We start from the raw sequence: 15,780 nt of genomic DNA, 5'->3' as shown, positions 1-15,780 counted from the left end.
CGCCAGCAACTTTCAGATATGAAAGATTGTTGTTTCGACGCCGCGCGCTTGCGGCATAAGGATCGCGCCCGCAATCACGTTAGCTTCGACCATGCCGCTTCCCTCGCCGCCGCCCCCGCCAGACACCAATAGCGCCAGTCCGCGCGTCTATTCGGCGCCCGCGCTGGAAAAGGCGATCGACATCATCGAACTGCTCGCGCGCGAACCGAACGGCCTGACGGTCAGCGAAATCGCAGCCCGCCTGTCGCGGTCGATCAGCGAACTCTTCCGCGTGATCGTCGTGCTCGACCGGCGCGGCTGGCTGCACAAGGATCCCGGCAGCGATCGCTACCGCGTGACCTACAAGCTCCTCGAAACGGCGCACCGCGCGACCCCTGCGCAGGAACTGACGCACGTCGCCGCGCCGCTGATGCAGACCTTGGCGGCGACCGCGATGCAATCCTGCCATCTCGTCGTCGTCAACGGCACGTCCGGGCTGATCATCCTTCGGCAGGAAAGCCCCGGCCCGACCGGTTTCGCCGTCCGTCTCGGCACCAGCATAGCCTTGGCGACGAACTGCTCGGGTCACGTCCTGCTCGCCTTCATGACCGACGATGCCCGATCCACGATACTCGACCAAACGATGGACCCGGCGGCCCGCGACGCGCTCGATGCGTCTTTCGCCGAGATCCGCGAACGCGGCTATGAATCGATCCGCAGCGCGCGGATGGGCGGCGTTTCCGACATAAGTTGCCCCATCTTCGGCTTTGACGGCCACGTCGTTGCCGCGCTGACCATCCCGTTCCTCGAGGTCATCGACGAAACGCCGCATATCTCCGCCGAAGAAGCACTGGTCGCACTGAAGCGCGCCGCAACGCAGATTTCGCAAGCGCTAGGCTGGTACGCGCCGAGCGAGACGTTCGCCTGACGGTCCGCCACGTCGTTTACGCGAGCCAGTACTGGCGAGTGGCGCAAGGCACGCGTCATCGTTCGCATCGATGCGGTACCGCTCAGCCTCTTCGTTCTGCCATGGTGTCGCACTCCCTCGTTTGAGCTCTGTTAACCGTTCGGTTGTAAAGACTCGGGACCACCATGAGGGGCCGAAAGTGCGCATCGATCAACTTCAGCCTACTCCCAGTGTGGCGGAACCGCTCGAGATCCCCGCGGAGTTGTTGGCCAGCGTACAGCGTCACCAAGCACATCTTGCCGAACTGATCGTCAGCCTGCGGGCGGCGGGACTCGGCGAGGACGTCGTCGATGCGAGCATCCGCACGCTGGTCGACAGCTATGCCGACGATCTCACCGTAGCAATCCGCGCGATGATGAAGGCACCGGATCATGGATAACGCCCTGCTGCTCGACGACGACGATGGCCGGGTCGCAGCCTTGCGTCGCCTCGACGTGCTCGACACCGCGGTCGAAGAGCCCTTCGAGAAGATCGTCACGCTCGTCCGCACGGTGCTCGCGGTACCCATAGCGACCGTGACGCTCGTCGATCGCGATCGGCAATGGTTCAAGGCGCGGCGCGGCATGGAGCAGAGCGAAACGCCCCGCGTGGTATCTTTCTGCACGCATACGATCCAGCAACGCGACCCGTTGATCATCGAAAACGCGCTGGACGACCCGAGGTTCGCCGAAAGTCCGCTGGTCGTGGGCCCGCCCTATGTGCGGAGCTATGCGGGCATCCCCCTGCGCACGCCCGAAGGATATAATGTCGGGGCGCTGTGCGCGATGGATACCCGGCCCAGACGGTTCAGCCCTGCGGACATCGCCATCCTGAGCAATTTCGCCAACATCGTTTGTGACGAACTCGAACTGCGGCTGATCGCACAAGTCGATCATCTGACTGGGGCGCTGACCCGGCGTGGCTTCGTCGACCAGGCGCAACGGGAAATGGAGCGTACGCTTCGCTACGGGCGGGCAAGTTCGCTGATCATGATCGACGTCGACCATTTCAAGCGGGTGAACGATACTTACGGCCACTCGATCGGCGATCAGGTCCTGAAGCAGATCGCCAGCCTAGCCGAAACCACGCTACGCCCTTGCGATCTGTTCGGTCGCCTCGGTGGCGAGGAATTCGCCCTTCTGATGCCGGAAACCAGCGGCGCGGCAGCCCTCGTCGTCGCGGAGCGACTGCGGAATACCATCGCCGAACATCCGATGACGCTCCATGGCGGCGGTACGATCCACGTAACCGCGAGCTTCGGCGTGGCTGAACTGTCCGCATCCTTCAACACGCTTACCGCCTGGCTCGAACGGGCCGACACGATGCTCTACGCGGCGAAATCCGGCGGCAGGAACCGTACGCAACTCGCGGAGCCGATGTAGAATGGCGGACGCGGAACGGCGACGTTAGTGATTTCAGCGAAAACGTGGAGCGGGTGAAGGGAATCGAACCCTCGTCACTTGCTTGGGAAGCAAAAGCTCTACCATTGAGCTACACCCGCGAACGGCGATCTACGCCTGTCGGTCCGGGTCTTGCACCGGCTCTCGATGACCGGCCGAGTGCCACAGTCCTTGCGGCGACGTCAACGCCAAATCGTCCCGCGTGAACCGACCCGCCTTGCGCGGATCGACTAACCGCGCAGGCCGAACACCTGCGAACGGTCCGCCTCCGGCACCAGCCCTTCGAGCACCGCCCAGAACCCCGATACCGCGCTCTGCCCTGCGCTCGCATATGCGTCCGCCATCCGGATCCGCGCCGCCTCGAACAGTTCGCGCTCCATCTTCGAACCCTCGGCCGTCAACCGCAGCAAACGCTGCCGCCGGTCGCGCTCGCCCGGCCGCGTCTCGACCAGCTTGCGGTCCGCGAGTTCGTTGAGCACGCGTCCCAGCGACTGCTTGGTGATCGCCAGCAACGACAGCAGCTCGCTCACCGTCATGTCGGGCTTTCGCGCGATGAAATACAGCGCTCGGTGGTGCGCGCGGCCCAGCCCCTCTTCGGCAAGACCCTGGTCGATCGACCGCGTCAGGTGGCTATAACCGAAGTACAGCAGCTCCATGCCGCGGCGGAGTTCGGGTTCGCGAAGGAACAGGGGTGAAGCAGAAGACGGAGTGGCAGGCATGTTGACCGGTTTAGACATCGCCCGTAGTCGTCGGCAACCCGCAACGAGAGAGATTTTCGATGTCCGTTCCAGCTTTTACGCCGTCTTCCGCCTTCCGCCATGAGCCGAACGCGACTCCGGTCGAGGCGAACGAGCGGGCGAAGCGGCTGATCGATCCCGGATTCGGGCGAGTCTTCACCGATCACATGGCGATGATCCGCTACAGCGAGACCGAGGGCTGGCACGACGCGCGGATCACCGCACGCGCGCCGCTGACGATCGATCCGGCATCGTCGGTGCTGCATTACGCGCAGGAGATCTTCGAGGGGATGAAGGCGTATCGACTCGCCGATGGCGGCACCGCGCTGTTCCGTCCGGAGGCGAATGCGCGCCGTTTCCAGGATTCGGCACGGCGCCTGGCGATGCCCGAGCTGCCGACCGAGCTGTTCCTCGAGTCGGTCGAGCGCCTCGTGAAGACCGACGCGAACTGGATCCCGGAGAGCGATGGCGGCGCGCTGTACCTGCGCCCATTCATGTTCGCCTCCGAAGTGTTCCTCGGCGTGAAGCCGTCCGCGGAATATCTCTACATGGTGCTCGCCTCTTCGGTCGGCGCCTACTTCAAGGGCGGCGCCCCCACCGTGTCGATCTGGGTCAGCCAGCAATACACGCGCGCCGCACAGGGCGGCACTGGCGCGGCCAAGTGTGGCGGCAACTACGCCGCCAGCCTGCTCGCGCAGTCGGAGGCGATCCGCAACGGCTGCGACCAGGTCGTCTTCCTCGATGCGGCCGAGCGGCGCTGGGTCGAGGAACTCGGCGGCATGAACATCTTCTTCGTGTTTGACGACGGCAGCATGGCGACCCCTGCTCTAACCGGCACGATCCTGCCCGGCATCACCCGCGACTCGATCCTGACGCTCGCTCGCGCGAACGGCATTACGGTCCGCGAGGAAGGCTACACGATCGACCAGTGGCGCGCAGACGCTGCCAGCGGCCGGCTGGTCGAGGCGTTCGCTTGCGGCACCGCGGCGGTCGTCACGCCGATCGGCACGGTCGCGAGCCCCGAGGGCCGCTTCACGATCGGCGACGGCGCTCCGGGTGCGTTGACGATGCGGATGCGCGACGCGCTCGTCTCGATCCAGCGCGGCACCGCGCCGGACGAGAACAACTGGCTGCACCATCTCGCGGATTGACGTCCGCAAGGGCTTTTCACACGCCGCTGCCCCGCTATAAGGCCGCCTCTGTTGGGGCGTCGCCAAGTGGTAAGGCAGCGGCTTTTGATGCCGCCATGCGCAGGTTCGAACCCTGCCGCCCCAGCCAAGTCTTACAATATTCCGGATCTGCCGTATTGATCGGCAAGCCGCCGCCAGTAGCACGCCCGACTGTGCCAACAGCGTGGCCGCGGACTGGTCACAGTCTTGGCTCGCTCCGGGTCCTTTATCACCACGTCGCCTGATCGATTATCGACACTTCGAAATGTGCCTATCGTGGTCGCGTGGCATTCCCAGGCTGGAGCATGCCACGCCTCAAGTCAGGTTGCGACCCGCGCACTTGGCATCCGCCTCCACATCGTTACGCTGGAGGAATGCAACTCACCCGGCCTCAAGCAGAAACTCTCGCGCGCGAGGGGATGGCTGCGCTCCGCAACGGTAACGCGGCACGCGCCTATGAAATGCTGTCCCTTCTACGCGACGGTGCACCGGGCATGCCCGCGCCGTGGTTCCTGATCGCACAAGCCGCACAGTCGCTCGGCCGCGACGACGAGGCGGAAACCGCGCTGGTGCATTTCCTGGCAGCAGAACCACGCCACTTGGCTGCGCTGTTGACGATGGCCGCGCTGAAGGTTCGACGCGGCGACGAGCGCGCGGCGCAATCATTCTATCGCACTGCACTGAACGTCGCCACCCTGCCGGATGCCCCGATCGCGCCCGTGCTGGTGCCGATGCTGAAGGCGGGTGAGGCATTCCTGGCGGATTGCGCGAAACGGTTTGCCGCACATCTTGGCGATGCGCTGGCGGGTACTGGCCTTGCCGCTGGCGTATCGGGAGGGCGTACGCGGTACGCGCTCGACCTGCTGCTCGGACGGCGCGAACTGTATCTACAACAGCCGTCGATGTTCTATTTTCCCGGGCTTGCGCAGCGTGCGTTCTTCGAGCGCGACGAGTTCGCGTGGGTTGCCGCCATCGAGGCCGCGACCGCAGACATGCATGCCGAGCTCGAAAGCATCGTCGCGGCCGAGAAGGGCTTTGCGCCCTATGTCCAGTCGACGCCAGACCGGCCAGCGCCGGCCAACCCGTTGCTCGACGATCCTAGCTGGAGCGCGTTCCAGTTGTGGCGCGGTGGCGAGCGCGTGGAACCCAACGCATCCTCCTGTCCGCATACGATGGCCGCGCTGGAGAAGGCACCGATCCCGATCATCGCGGGCCGCTCGCCGATGGCGATCGTTTCGCTGCTGAAGCCGGGCACGCACATTCGGCCGCATCACGGGATGCTCAACACACGACTGATCTGTCATTTACCGCTGATCGCTCCCGAGGGATGCGCGCTGCGGGTGGGGGCCGAAACGCGCGCGTGGCGAGCCGGCGAGATGCTCATCTTCGACGATTCGTTCGAGCATGAGGCGTGGAACCGCGGCACGGAAACCCGGATCGTTCTGCTGTTCGAGGTTTGGCGACCCGAACTGACCGCCGACGAACGCGCCGCGCTGACAGATATCTTCGAGGCCATCGACACCTATCAGGGCGCAGCGATCGACACCGGCTGAGTCCATCGCCGCCGTTGGCCCGTTGCCACCGGCTTCAGTCGGCAACGTCTCCGCTATTGCCGAGCTTGCTGCCGAGCGCCCCGAATAGGCGGCGCAGCATGGTCGTCTCGTCGCGCGTCAGATGGGGGTTCCAGACGTCGACGATCAGGACGGCACGGATCGTGTCGCTGTCGTTCCAGGCCTCGTGCTCGATAGTATCGTCGAACACGAACACCTCGCCGACGCGCCATTCGCGGGTCTCACCGCCGACGCGGAAGCCGCATTTGTCGGGCACGATCAGCGGCAGGTGCACGACCGAGCGGATGTTGCTGACCCCGGTGTGCGGCGGCAAATGCGTGCCCGGTTTGAGGACCGAGAAGAATGCGGTCGGTGCGCGGCCAGGAATATCCGCCAGCGGCAACGCATCGAGGATCGCCGCGGTCTGCGGACACCGCGCGCAGACCGCATCGTCGCGGACCCCGTAGCGCCAGAGATAGCGTGCACTCCATTGGTCCGAGCGATCGAGCGGGCTCCACAGATTGGCCGGCGTGCCGAGCGGCATCGCGACATAAGGCGTGAAGCCCGCCGACGGTTCGGCGAGCAACGCCTTCAGTTCGGCGAGGATGACGGGCGTCGCCGCCTCGAACTCGGCCAGCCAGGCGAAATGGTCGCGTGCGAAGAACTCGTCGGCCGGGAGGAACGGGAAATGCATCCCATGCGGCGTGGGTGCGTAGATCGTCCGACGCCCCAGCATCGCATCGACGCACGCATCGAACCGGCGACGCTGCGCAGGGTCCGCGCCCGCTCGCAACGGCTGCATCGCAGCATCGACATCGTCCGACAGCGCACGCGCGTGAAATGCGATACGGTCCGACGCGCGCGCTAGCAATTGATCGAGCGGTGGCGATCGGTCCGCCATCGACTGGACGATCGTCGCCACCCCGCCCCAGCGGAACGCCGCCTGGGCCGCATCGCCGGTCCGGTCGTGCAGTTCGGCAAGACGCACGTTCGCCATCAGGTTGCGCTGGTCGAGCGCCAGCGCCCGCTCCAGCGCGGTGCGTTCCGCCACGGCATCGCCCACCCCGCGATGCGCGCTCGCCAGATTCATCCAGAGCGGTGCGGCGGCGGGATCGGCGGCCGCTGCCCGCGCGAAATATTCCGCCGCCGCGCGGTCGTCACGCCCCAACGCCGCCATCCCGAGGGCGTTAAGCGCGATCGGATGGTCGGGCGCGATCGCCAGGATATCGCGAAACGCCGCAATAGCCCTAGCCTTGTCGCCCGCGCGCTGCGCGCGATCGGCGTCGCGCAGCAGGCCGTCTAACCGCGAAGTAACATCGGCGTTCATAATGACCGTGAGGCTCTACTTAGTGGCCGCCCGCCGCGGACCGATCGACCATATCCTGGCCCGTCGCGCGAGCGGATTGCGCCATCTCGTTCCATTCCTCTCGCGTGTGGCAGTCACGACGCGTTTCGATCATCGACCCCGCCGGGGCCGATCGCTTGCAGATCTTCGGATGCGGCTTGCTGGCCGTCTTGTCAGCCACCTTGTCCGTGGTCGCCGGCTGCTGCGCGATAGCTGGGGCCGTCGCGAGGACGAACGCCAAACCGAACGTAACCTGCTTTATCATTGCCCACCCTTTTCGACATTTTCGATAAGACCGGCATCATGCCTTATTCGTGTCGGCGCACAATCCAAATCCGACGGTTTCGCAATGTACTTCGCCGATGGCGAACGCGAATGCGATATGCCATCCAATAGCGATGACCAGCCAGGCTCGAAGCACGCCCCCCAAGAATCGAGACACGACCGGCAATGCCACAGGGATCGCCGATCCCTGCTGGCTAGCGCACCGCTACGATCCGGAACACGACGCCGTGCATCTTGTCGCGGCGGATCGGGCGATGCGTGGCACAGCGACCTTCCTGACCGACGAACATCTACCCACCGCAGCGAACCCCGTCGTCGTCGCCCGACGTGAGGCAGTCGCCGCCGTACAGCGTATCGATCCGGTCCATTTCATCTTTCATTCGGCCTATTGCTGCTCGACCCTGCTCGCGCGAGCGCTTGATCGCGTCGGGTTCGCGTCGACGTTGAAGGAGCCTGTGATCCTCAACGATCTGGTCGGCTGGCGACATCGCGGCGGCGATCCCGCTAAGATCGCAGAGGTGCTTAACGACGCGCTTACATTATCGGCGCGTGCGTTCGTTCCGGGCGAGGCAATGATCATCAAGCCGTCTAACGTCGTCAACGCGTTGGCGCCGACGATGTTGAACCTTCGTCCCGACGCCCGCGCGGTGCTCCTGTATGCACCACTTCGCGTGTTCCTGACGTCGATCGCGCGTAAGGGGATGTGGGGGCGGTTATGGGTCCGCGAACTGCTGGCCAAGCAACTCGCCGACGGCATGGTCGATCTAGGATTTGCGCCCGAGGATTACTTCCGGCTGACCGATCTGCAAGCAGCTGCGGTCGGCTGGATCGCACAGGCGGATCTGTTTGCGGCGCTTGCCCACCGCTTCCCAGGCCGGGTCCGGTCGCTGCAAAGCGAGACGTTGGTCGCGGCGCCGCGCGCGGCATTGCACGCAATCTGCGATTTATATGCCTTGCCGATAAACATCGCCACATTGGATGCGTTAGAACATAGCGAAGCCTTTGCGCGCAATGCCAAGGACGGCACGACCTATCGCGCGGCCGACCGCACTCGCGAGCAGATGGACGGCGCAACCTTGTACGCCGACGAGATCGATAAGGTCCTGATATGGGCTGAAGCCGTCGCGCGCGGTGCCGGGGTGGCGCTCGATCCGCCGGCGCCACTGCTCGGCTAAAAGCCTCGAAGCCAACTCGAGCCCCTGGTCAACCCATATCAGACGGACTGGCGAGCACTGTGCCGTTACCGGGTCGCTCGAAAGCAGACAAAAAAAGGGTGGCTCCGAAGAGCCACCCCAGAAGTCGGATCGCAACCGATCCTAGAAGTGCAGGCGGGCAGCGACCGAGAAGCGACGGCCCAGCGCGTCGTACGTCGACGGATAGGTGTTGCCGCTGTTGAAGCTGGTGGAGCCAACCGTCGAACCGACGAGCGGCGGCTGCTTGTCGAACAGGTTGGCCACCGTCACGGTCAGGTCGAAATTCTCGGCAACACCGATCCGCGTTGCCAGATCGATGTAATCGTACGCTGGAATACGCGTGAAATCGACGGCCTGACCAGCAAGCGCGCCACCCGACAGATTGCCAGCGAAGGCCTGCCCGTTGCCGTTGGCGATATCGTCCGGCTCCTGACGAACACCGTCGATATGGCGCCACAGAACCGACAGGTCGATGTTGTTGTCGACTGTGAAGGTCGCACGGGTGTTCCAGGTGAATTCCGGCTGGATCGAACCAGAGCCCCCTGCAACTGCGCTGGCAGCGCCACCGCAGTTGATCGAGTAATAGCCGATGCACTCACGATTGATGAGGCCGGGCGCTGCCTGGAAGGTGGAGGAGTTCGCCCAGCTACCCTGGAACGCCAACGCCATCTTAACGCCCTCGATCAGCGGCGTACGATAGGTCACGTTGAGATCGATACCGTCGGTCTTGACCGTCCCGAGATTCGAAATTGCCGCGACCAGACCACGGGTGGTCGCCGGATCGCCATCCAGACCGCCCGTCACCGGGTTGCGCGAGATCGCAAGGCAAGCCGGGCTAGTTGCGCTTGCAGCACCCAGATTGTCGAAGCACGCCGAGATGAGATCGCCAGGAGCATACTGGGAGATCGCACCCTTGATCTTGATGTTGAAGTAATCGACCGTGATCGACAGCCCGCGAATGAAGCTGGTTGGCTGGATCACGACACCAAGTGTGTAGCTGTCCGACTTCTCAGGACGAAGCGCGATGTTGCCACCGGAGGTGATGTTCGCCTGCCCTGCCGTCGGGTTGGTGATCAGCCCGATCGTCGACGCCGGAGCGCCCTGCGCAAGACACACCGCACGGAGGTTCGCATTGTTGACCGGTGCCGCACCCGCGCAACGATCGGTCGACAGATTGGTGAGGCCCGTATTCACCGGCGAGAAAAGTTCGCTGATGTTCGGAGCCCGCACGGCCCGCTGATACGTCCCGCGCAGTTTCAGACCGGTTGCCGGCTCCCAGCTACCACCGCCCTTGTAGGTGGTGGTGTTGAACGTCGGCGACGAGTCGGCAAGGATCTTGTAGTGCGAATAGCGGACGCCTGCTTCGAGAGTGAGGCTCTGGAAGAAGGGCTTGTCCTGGATCAGGGGCGCAATCAACTCGCCGAAGCCTTCGCTTACCTCATAGCCACCGTCGATGTTCGGCGCGGCGCCACCGGCACCACCGAGCTCGCCGGCGGTCTGCGCCAGCGTGTCCGAGCGCTGCGACGCACGATATTTGCGGTATTCGCCGCCAGCCGCGAAGCCAATTGCGTCGCTTGCGAATGGCGAGGCAAAGCCGAAATCGCCGTTCAGAACCGCACGGGCCTGCGCCAGCGACGTCCGGACGGTCGTCGTGCTTTCGCCCGTGATGTAGTTGGTCATCGCCGGGGTAATCGAACCGTCTGCGCCGAAAATGTTGAGCGGAACGCAGCCGCTACCGGCGGTGATCGCCGCACCCTGTGGTGCATTGCCCAGGCAAGACGTGGTGTTGGTTGCATATACTGCCGAGCGGACTCGCGACGTCAGGACATAGCCCTGAAGCGTCTGAGTATTCTCGGATTCGCCATAACCGCCCGAGACATCAAGCTTGATGCCTTCGGTGAGGCCGACCTTCACACCAGCGCGATAGTCGAAGATCGTCGTCTGGTAGTTCGAGATGCGCGGACCGACTTCGGTCGTACGCCGCGACAGGTTGGTCGTGATCGTGCGGAAGTTCGGATCGGTCGGGCTGGTCGCTGCGGCAGCAGCCGTGCACTGCGCTGCCGTGATTCCGGCGGCGGTGCAGAACTGCGAACGCGCTGCTGCTGGGAGATAGGGGTTCGACAGCGGGACAACTACCGACGAGTTGAAGACGCCCGACGGCGCGATGATCGTGTCGACGGTGTTTTTCGAGAACAGGCCACGGGTATAGACTTCGACCGTGTCCGACACGGCGTAATGGCCTGCGCCATACATGTTGAAACGCTCGAAGGGCGTCTGGAAGATGTTGTACGGGTTGAAGTTGAACGGCGTTACCGCCGTCGACAGTGCGCCCGTGGTCGGGTTGATCTGACGGCGACCGCCGAGCGTGAACACGGATGGAGTGGTCGTACCCGAGCCGCTCGATGCGCCCGAGAACGAATCGTAGTTCTGGATCGAGTAAGGCCGGTCACCCTGATAGACCGGATCCGATTGCTGATAGCCGACCGAGAAGACCGCGTTGCCACGACCATCGTCGAAATTCGCGCCGATCGTGATATCGCCGCGGAAATACGCGCCATCGCCACGCTCGGTGATCTGGTTGGACACCGATGCGTCGATCCCGGAGAAATCCGAGCGGGTAATGAAGTTGACGACGCCGGACACGGCATCAGCGCCGTAAGTCGTCGCCGCGCCGCCGGTCAGCATGTCGACGCGCTCGACCAATGCGAGCGGAATGTTGTTCAAATCGACGCGACCCAACAGGCCCGACGGAGCGATACGATTGCCGTCGATCAAAACGACGTTACGGAACGACCCCAGACCGCGAAGATCGACATACGATGCGCCGCCATTGCCGTTGTTGACGGCCGAACCGATGCTCGGCGTTGCGCCCGGCAACGTGCGAAGAACGTCTTCGGCCGTGTTCGACTGGCGGAGCCTGATTTCTTCCTGGCCAACGACCTGAACAGGTGCCGACGCAATCAGCGCCGGGTTCTTGATCAGCGAGCCAGTGACGACGATGTCGCCCTGGCTGTTCTCGGTGGTCGGCGCTGCTTCGGACGTCGTCATGCCGACTTCGCCCTGGGCGTTCGCGCCCGGCGTGGTCGCCTGGGTTGCGGTCGCGCCGCCAGCGCGGATCCCCGAATTGTCACCCTGGACCTGCGCGAACGCTGGCGTGGCAAGCGTCGCCGCTCCCATGAGCAGCGTGGTCGCAAGCAGGTGTGCACGAGCAGCAGATGTCATATTAGCCCCTTATTTGCCGGCGTATCGCCGTGCATTTGCCCCCGGAAAAGAACCGGCTCTGGGAGAGGTGTATCGATCGCTATTGGCGCACTGCAACGAATATCGTCGATTCGGCCCTTTTGGGTTCCGTTTGCGACAGTAGAGTGACATAAGCGCAACATAGTGTCCCCCGCCGGTTTCGGCCGATAGATTCTTTCCTTTATTCGTCTCGAGGTAGTCCAATGCGTGATTTGCGTGCCTATTGCGTTCCGTTTGCACTCCTCGCTTTTACGGGCTTCTCCGGCGGTGCACCGGCAACCGCCGCCCCCGATCGGACCTCGTCGCGAACATTGGACGCGCTTGCCGAATGCCAGCAGGTTGCGACCGATGCTGCTCGGCTGTCATGCTTCGACGCAGCCGCTCGCGAGATAGCGAGCGCGCGCAAGTCCGGCAGTTTGCTGGCGCTGGACCGCGCGGCTGTCGTCGAGCGTAAACAGCAGCGATTTGGGCTCGCAGATGCGGCAAAAAACCCCCTTGGCGGCGGCGAGGCCGACCGGCTCACAAGGGTTACCGAGGTGAAGACGACAATCACTGGTGTAAGGTCGTCAAGTTACGCGCGTTACTTAATCCAGCTGGCCAACAATACGGCGTGGGAGACGATCGAGCCTCTGACGCTCGCACCGCGCCCCGGCACCGCGGTCATCATCAAGCAGTCTGGTTTCGGTGGCTTCAAAGCGTTGATCGACGGCGAACGACCGGTTTTGGTGAAGCGTCAGCGCTAGTGACTGCGGCAAAAATAGGCTTAAGCGCGTCTCGTGGATTTCACTGCCAGACTTAGCAGGTACAAACCCGCGATCACGGACGATTTCGGCCCGCTAAGGATGCCTGGCGGTCGCGGCGCGAAGTCTTTGGCCGGCGTAGTCGCGACACCGGCTTGCCGCAGGTCCGCCACGCGTTAAGCAGGGGCAACCGCTGTTCTGCCGGAGCCCCCGATGCGTCTTACCGTCACCGCCGCCCTTCTCCTCGCGACCGCCGCGCCTGCGTCCGCGCAGACGCTTCACCAATATGGTGGGCTCGCACTGTCTCCCGCGGGCGATCGCATCGCGACCATCGAGAGCAGCGGCGGGCACGGGGTAGTGACGCTGCGCAACGTCACCGACGGGCGCGTGCTGCGGACGATCGATCCTTGCGCGACGTGCAGCTATGCGGGGCTGACGTTCGCGCCCAATGGCGACCTCGTATTCCTGGTCCGCGACACCGCGGCGGGCAACGTCCGGCTGACCTATGCCGACGCCAAGGCGACGCGCACCGTCGCGACCATCGCCGGTATCGCGCAGACGCCGCGCGTGTCGCCCGACGGCAAGCGGATTGCGCTGCTGGTGACGCTCGGCGCCGCCAAGGAGTCCGGCGCGACGCAGGCCGGCGTACGGATGATCGGCGAGATCGGCGAGAAGAGCGACGAGCAGCGCCTGGCCGTGTTCGACATCGCCAAGGCGACGACGACGGTGACGCCACTGTCGCCTGCGGGTCGCTATGTCTATGAATATGACTGGACGCCGGACGGCCGCGGGTTCGTCGCGACGACCGCGCTCGGCAATGGCGACAACAACTGGTGGGTGGCGACGCTCGACGCGATCGACGCGCAGACCGGCGCGGTCCGCTCGATCGCCAAGCCGACGACGCAGATCAACCAGCCGCGCGTGTCCCCCGATGGCCGCACCATCGCCTATGTCGGCGGCCTGATGAGCGATTTCGGCTCGATCGGCGGCGACGTCTTTACGGTCGGACTGGAGGGCGGCACCCCGCGCAATGTCACCGCCGGCGCCAAGTCAACGGTGACGACGATCGCCTGGACCCGTGGCGGACTGCGCACGGTGACGCTGGCCGGCGACCAGATGCAGTTCGGCACGCTCACCCCCGGCCAGCCGGTCGTGCCGGGGTTTGCCAAGCCGGCAAGCTCGAGCGCAGGCGATGGCCGCGCCGTGTTCTCAGCGGACGGGCGGATCGCTGCCGCCGTGGTACAAGATTACGATCACGCACCGGCCATCTACGCAGGTCCGCTCAACCCCCAGGGACAGGGCGTGAAGCAGATCACGCACGACAACGACGCGATGCCCGCGCTCGCCGCCGCGCGAAGCATCAGCTGGAAGAACGAGGGCTTCGACGTCCAGGGCTGGCTGCTCGCGCCCCGCCCCACCTCGGGCATCGCACCGACCGGCAAGGCGCCGATGATCACGATCGTCCACGGCGGCCCATCGGCGGCCTCGACCCCCGGCTATCTCTATCCGACCTCGCTCAACGCTGCGCTGGTCAAGGCGGGCTATTACGTCTTCCTGCCCAATCCGCGCGGCAGCTACGGCCAGGGCGAGGCATTCACCGCCGCGAACAAGCGCGACTTCGGCGGTGGCGACCTGCGCGACGTACTGGCCGGCGTCGATGCGGTCGAACGCGTCGCGCCGGTCGACGACAAGCGCCTCGGCCTCGGCGGGTGCAGCTATGGCGGGTTCATGGCGATGTGGGCCAACACGCAGACCAACCGCTTCAAGGGCATCGTCGCGGGTGCCGGCTTGTCGAACTGGGTCAGCTATTACGGCACCAACGGCATCGACCAGTGGCTGCTGCCGTTCTTCGGCAAGTCGATGTACGACGACATGAAGGCGTATGAGGACGTCTCCGCTATCTATCACGCGAAGACCGCGCGGACGCCGACGTTCGTCTATGTCGGCGAACGCGATATCGAAGTGCCGCCGACCCAGTCGATCGAATGGTGGCACGCGCTGAAGGATCGCAACGTCCCCGTGAGCCTCGTGATCTATCCCGACGCGGGCCACTGCGTGACGGGCCCCGAACAGTCCGCGGACGTCCGGCAGCGGTCGATCGCGTGGTTCGACAAATACGTGAAGAACGCAAAGTAGCGTCTGGGCGGCCGGGGGGCTTCGGGCTAGGCAGGCACATGCCGAAGAACCGTTACTATCAGGGTCCCCCGTCCGACCATTTCGATGGTCTCCGGTTCTTCAATCCGGGGCAGGCGCCGACCGACCGCGGCCTGAAAGACGTGCTACGGTGGAAGCTGGCGCCCGGCGTCGCGAAATGGCCGCGCTCGGTACCGGTCACGCCGGCCAAGCCCGACGCGCGCGTCGACGGCATCCGCATCACGATGATCGGGCACGCCTCGATGCTGATCCAGGTGGCCGGGCTCAACATCCTGACCGACCCGATCTGGTCGGAGCGCGCGAGCCCCGTCTCGTTCGCCGGGCCAAAGCGAGTCGCCGCGCCCGGTATCGCCTTCGACGACCTGCCGCCGATCGACCTCGTCCTCATCAGCCACTGCCATTACGATCATTTCGACGTCGCCACTCTGCGCAGGCTCCAGGCGGCGCATGCGCCTCTGTTCGTCCTCCCGCTCGGCAACGATACGATCCTGCGCGCCGCGGTGCTCGACGCCCGGTGCATCGTCGGCGACTGGTGGGACCGCCTGCCGATCGGTGACGGCATCTCTACCACGATCACGCCCGCCTATCACTGGGCGAACCGCTGGCCGAGCGACGTCCGGATGGCTTTATGGGCCGGGCACTGGCTCGACACGCCAGCCGGTGCGATCTGGTTTGCGGGCGATACCGCGTACGGCAATGGCGCGATCTTCGGCCAGATCCGCGAGCGTCTTGGCGCGCCCGACGTCGCGCTGATCCCGATCGGCGCCTACGCCCCGCGCTGGTTCATGGCCGGGCAGCATGTCGATCCCGCCGAGGCGGTGCGCATCTTCGGCGAGGTCGACGCGAAACGGGCGCTCGGCATCCATTGGGGCACGTTCCAGCTGACCGACGAAGCACGCGACGCGCCGCAAATCGCGCTGGCCGAAGCGCTGGCCGCAGCGGCGATACCTCGCGAGAGGTTTGTCGCAGCGCCACCCGGCGGCGTCTTCGATTTCCGCTGATCGACGAGAGCCGAACCGAGAAACCGAGAAATCTGCCGCTA

At 64.7% G+C, this 15,780-nt stretch carries 13 protein-coding genes and 2 tRNA genes; 10 read left to right on the top strand and 5 right to left on the bottom strand.

All coding sequences use genetic code 11. The annotated features are described in order from the left end of the window. Positions 1 to 91 precede the first annotated feature (91 nt). The 3 genes from ASE82_RS10995 (at position 92) to ASE82_RS10985 (ending at position 2,307) form a co-directional block, all read left to right on the top strand. Positions 92 to 907, top strand: a complete 816-nt coding sequence (locus ASE82_RS10995) for an IclR family transcriptional regulator (RefSeq protein WP_056062799.1) — start codon at positions 92 to 94, stop codon at positions 905 to 907. A 178-nt stretch (positions 908 to 1,085) separates the two neighbouring features. Next, positions 1,086 to 1,325, top strand: coding sequence for a hypothetical protein (locus tag ASE82_RS10990; protein WP_133018988.1), 240 nt, complete (start codon positions 1,086 to 1,088; stop codon positions 1,323 to 1,325). Next, on the top strand, positions 1,318 to 2,307 hold the full coding sequence (locus ASE82_RS10985) for a sensor domain-containing diguanylate cyclase (protein WP_056062794.1): 990 nt from the start codon (positions 1,318 to 1,320) through the stop codon (positions 2,305 to 2,307). Before ASE82_RS10990 ends, ASE82_RS10985 begins: the two co-directional genes overlap by 8 nt. 45 nt (positions 2,308 to 2,352) lie before the next feature. Here ASE82_RS10985 and ASE82_RS10980 read toward each other — a convergent pair. Both ASE82_RS10980 and ASE82_RS10975 read right to left on the bottom strand, forming a co-directional pair. Continuing rightward, a tRNA-Gly gene (locus tag ASE82_RS10980) sits at positions 2,353 to 2,426 on the bottom strand. A 129-nt stretch (positions 2,427 to 2,555) separates the two neighbouring features. Further along, positions 2,556 to 3,062 (bottom strand): MarR family transcriptional regulator, encoded by a 507-nt coding sequence (locus tag ASE82_RS10975; protein WP_056062791.1) that lies wholly within the window; start codon positions 3,060 to 3,062, stop codon positions 2,556 to 2,558. A 41-nt stretch (positions 3,063 to 3,103) separates the two neighbouring features. On the opposite strand from ASE82_RS10975, the gene ASE82_RS10970 reads away from it, so the two are divergent. The 3 genes from ASE82_RS10970 (at position 3,104) to ASE82_RS10960 (ending at position 5,784) form a co-directional block, all read left to right on the top strand. Then, on the top strand, positions 3,104 to 4,213 hold the full coding sequence (locus ASE82_RS10970) for a branched-chain amino acid aminotransferase (RefSeq protein ID WP_056062788.1): 1,110 nt from the start codon (positions 3,104 to 3,106) through the stop codon (positions 4,211 to 4,213). 52 nt (positions 4,214 to 4,265) lie between these two features. Further along, positions 4,266 to 4,340 (top strand) — tRNA-Gln (locus ASE82_RS10965). Positions 4,341 to 4,650: 310 nt separating this feature from the next. After that, positions 4,651 to 5,784, top strand: a complete 1,134-nt coding sequence (locus ASE82_RS10960) for an aspartyl/asparaginyl beta-hydroxylase domain-containing protein (RefSeq protein WP_156348867.1) — start codon at positions 4,651 to 4,653, stop codon at positions 5,782 to 5,784. Between the two features lie 34 nt (positions 5,785 to 5,818). On the opposite strand, the gene ASE82_RS10955 is transcribed toward ASE82_RS10960, so the two are convergent. After that, positions 5,819 to 7,108, bottom strand: a complete 1,290-nt coding sequence (locus ASE82_RS10955; protein WP_056062782.1) for an aspartyl/asparaginyl beta-hydroxylase domain-containing protein — start codon at positions 7,106 to 7,108, stop codon at positions 5,819 to 5,821. 19 nt (positions 7,109 to 7,127) lie between these two features. Further along, the gene (locus tag ASE82_RS10950) at positions 7,128 to 7,391 is read right to left on the bottom strand and encodes a hypothetical protein (protein ID WP_056062779.1); all 264 of its coding nucleotides are present in this window, start codon (positions 7,389 to 7,391) and stop codon (positions 7,128 to 7,130) included. 133 nt (positions 7,392 to 7,524) lie between these two features. On the opposite strand from ASE82_RS10950, the gene ASE82_RS10945 reads away from it, so the two are divergent. Then, on the top strand, positions 7,525 to 8,586 hold the full coding sequence (locus tag ASE82_RS10945; RefSeq protein WP_235524665.1) for a hypothetical protein: 1,062 nt from the start codon (positions 7,525 to 7,527) through the stop codon (positions 8,584 to 8,586). A gap of 141 nt (positions 8,587 to 8,727) precedes the next feature. On the opposite strand, the gene ASE82_RS10940 is transcribed toward ASE82_RS10945, so the two are convergent. Beyond that, a complete protein-coding gene (locus tag ASE82_RS10940) occupies positions 8,728 to 11,826 on the bottom strand; it encodes a TonB-dependent receptor domain-containing protein (protein ID WP_056062775.1) in 3,099 nt (1,032 codons plus the stop codon). A gap of 221 nt (positions 11,827 to 12,047) precedes the next feature. Here ASE82_RS10940 and ASE82_RS10935 point away from each other — a divergent pair, with 221 nt between their 5' ends. From ASE82_RS10935 to ASE82_RS10925, 3 genes are all read left to right on the top strand, one after another. Beyond that, positions 12,048 to 12,587, top strand: a complete 540-nt coding sequence (locus tag ASE82_RS10935; protein WP_056062772.1) for a hypothetical protein — start codon at positions 12,048 to 12,050, stop codon at positions 12,585 to 12,587. A 210-nt stretch (positions 12,588 to 12,797) separates the two neighbouring features. Continuing rightward, a complete protein-coding gene (locus ASE82_RS10930; protein WP_056062769.1) occupies positions 12,798 to 14,720 on the top strand; it encodes a S9 family peptidase in 1,923 nt (640 codons plus the stop codon). A 38-nt stretch (positions 14,721 to 14,758) separates the two neighbouring features. Then, the gene (locus ASE82_RS10925) at positions 14,759 to 15,739 is read left to right on the top strand and encodes an MBL fold metallo-hydrolase (RefSeq protein WP_056062765.1); all 981 of its coding nucleotides are present in this window, start codon (positions 14,759 to 14,761) and stop codon (positions 15,737 to 15,739) included. Positions 15,740 to 15,780: the final 41 nt, after the last annotated feature.

The sequence above is a fragment of the Sphingomonas sp. Leaf230 genome, from assembly GCF_001421745.1.
Taxonomy (GTDB): Bacteria; Pseudomonadota; Alphaproteobacteria; order Sphingomonadales; family Sphingomonadaceae; genus Sphingomonas.
This window is presented reverse-complemented; position numbering and strand designations above follow the sequence as displayed.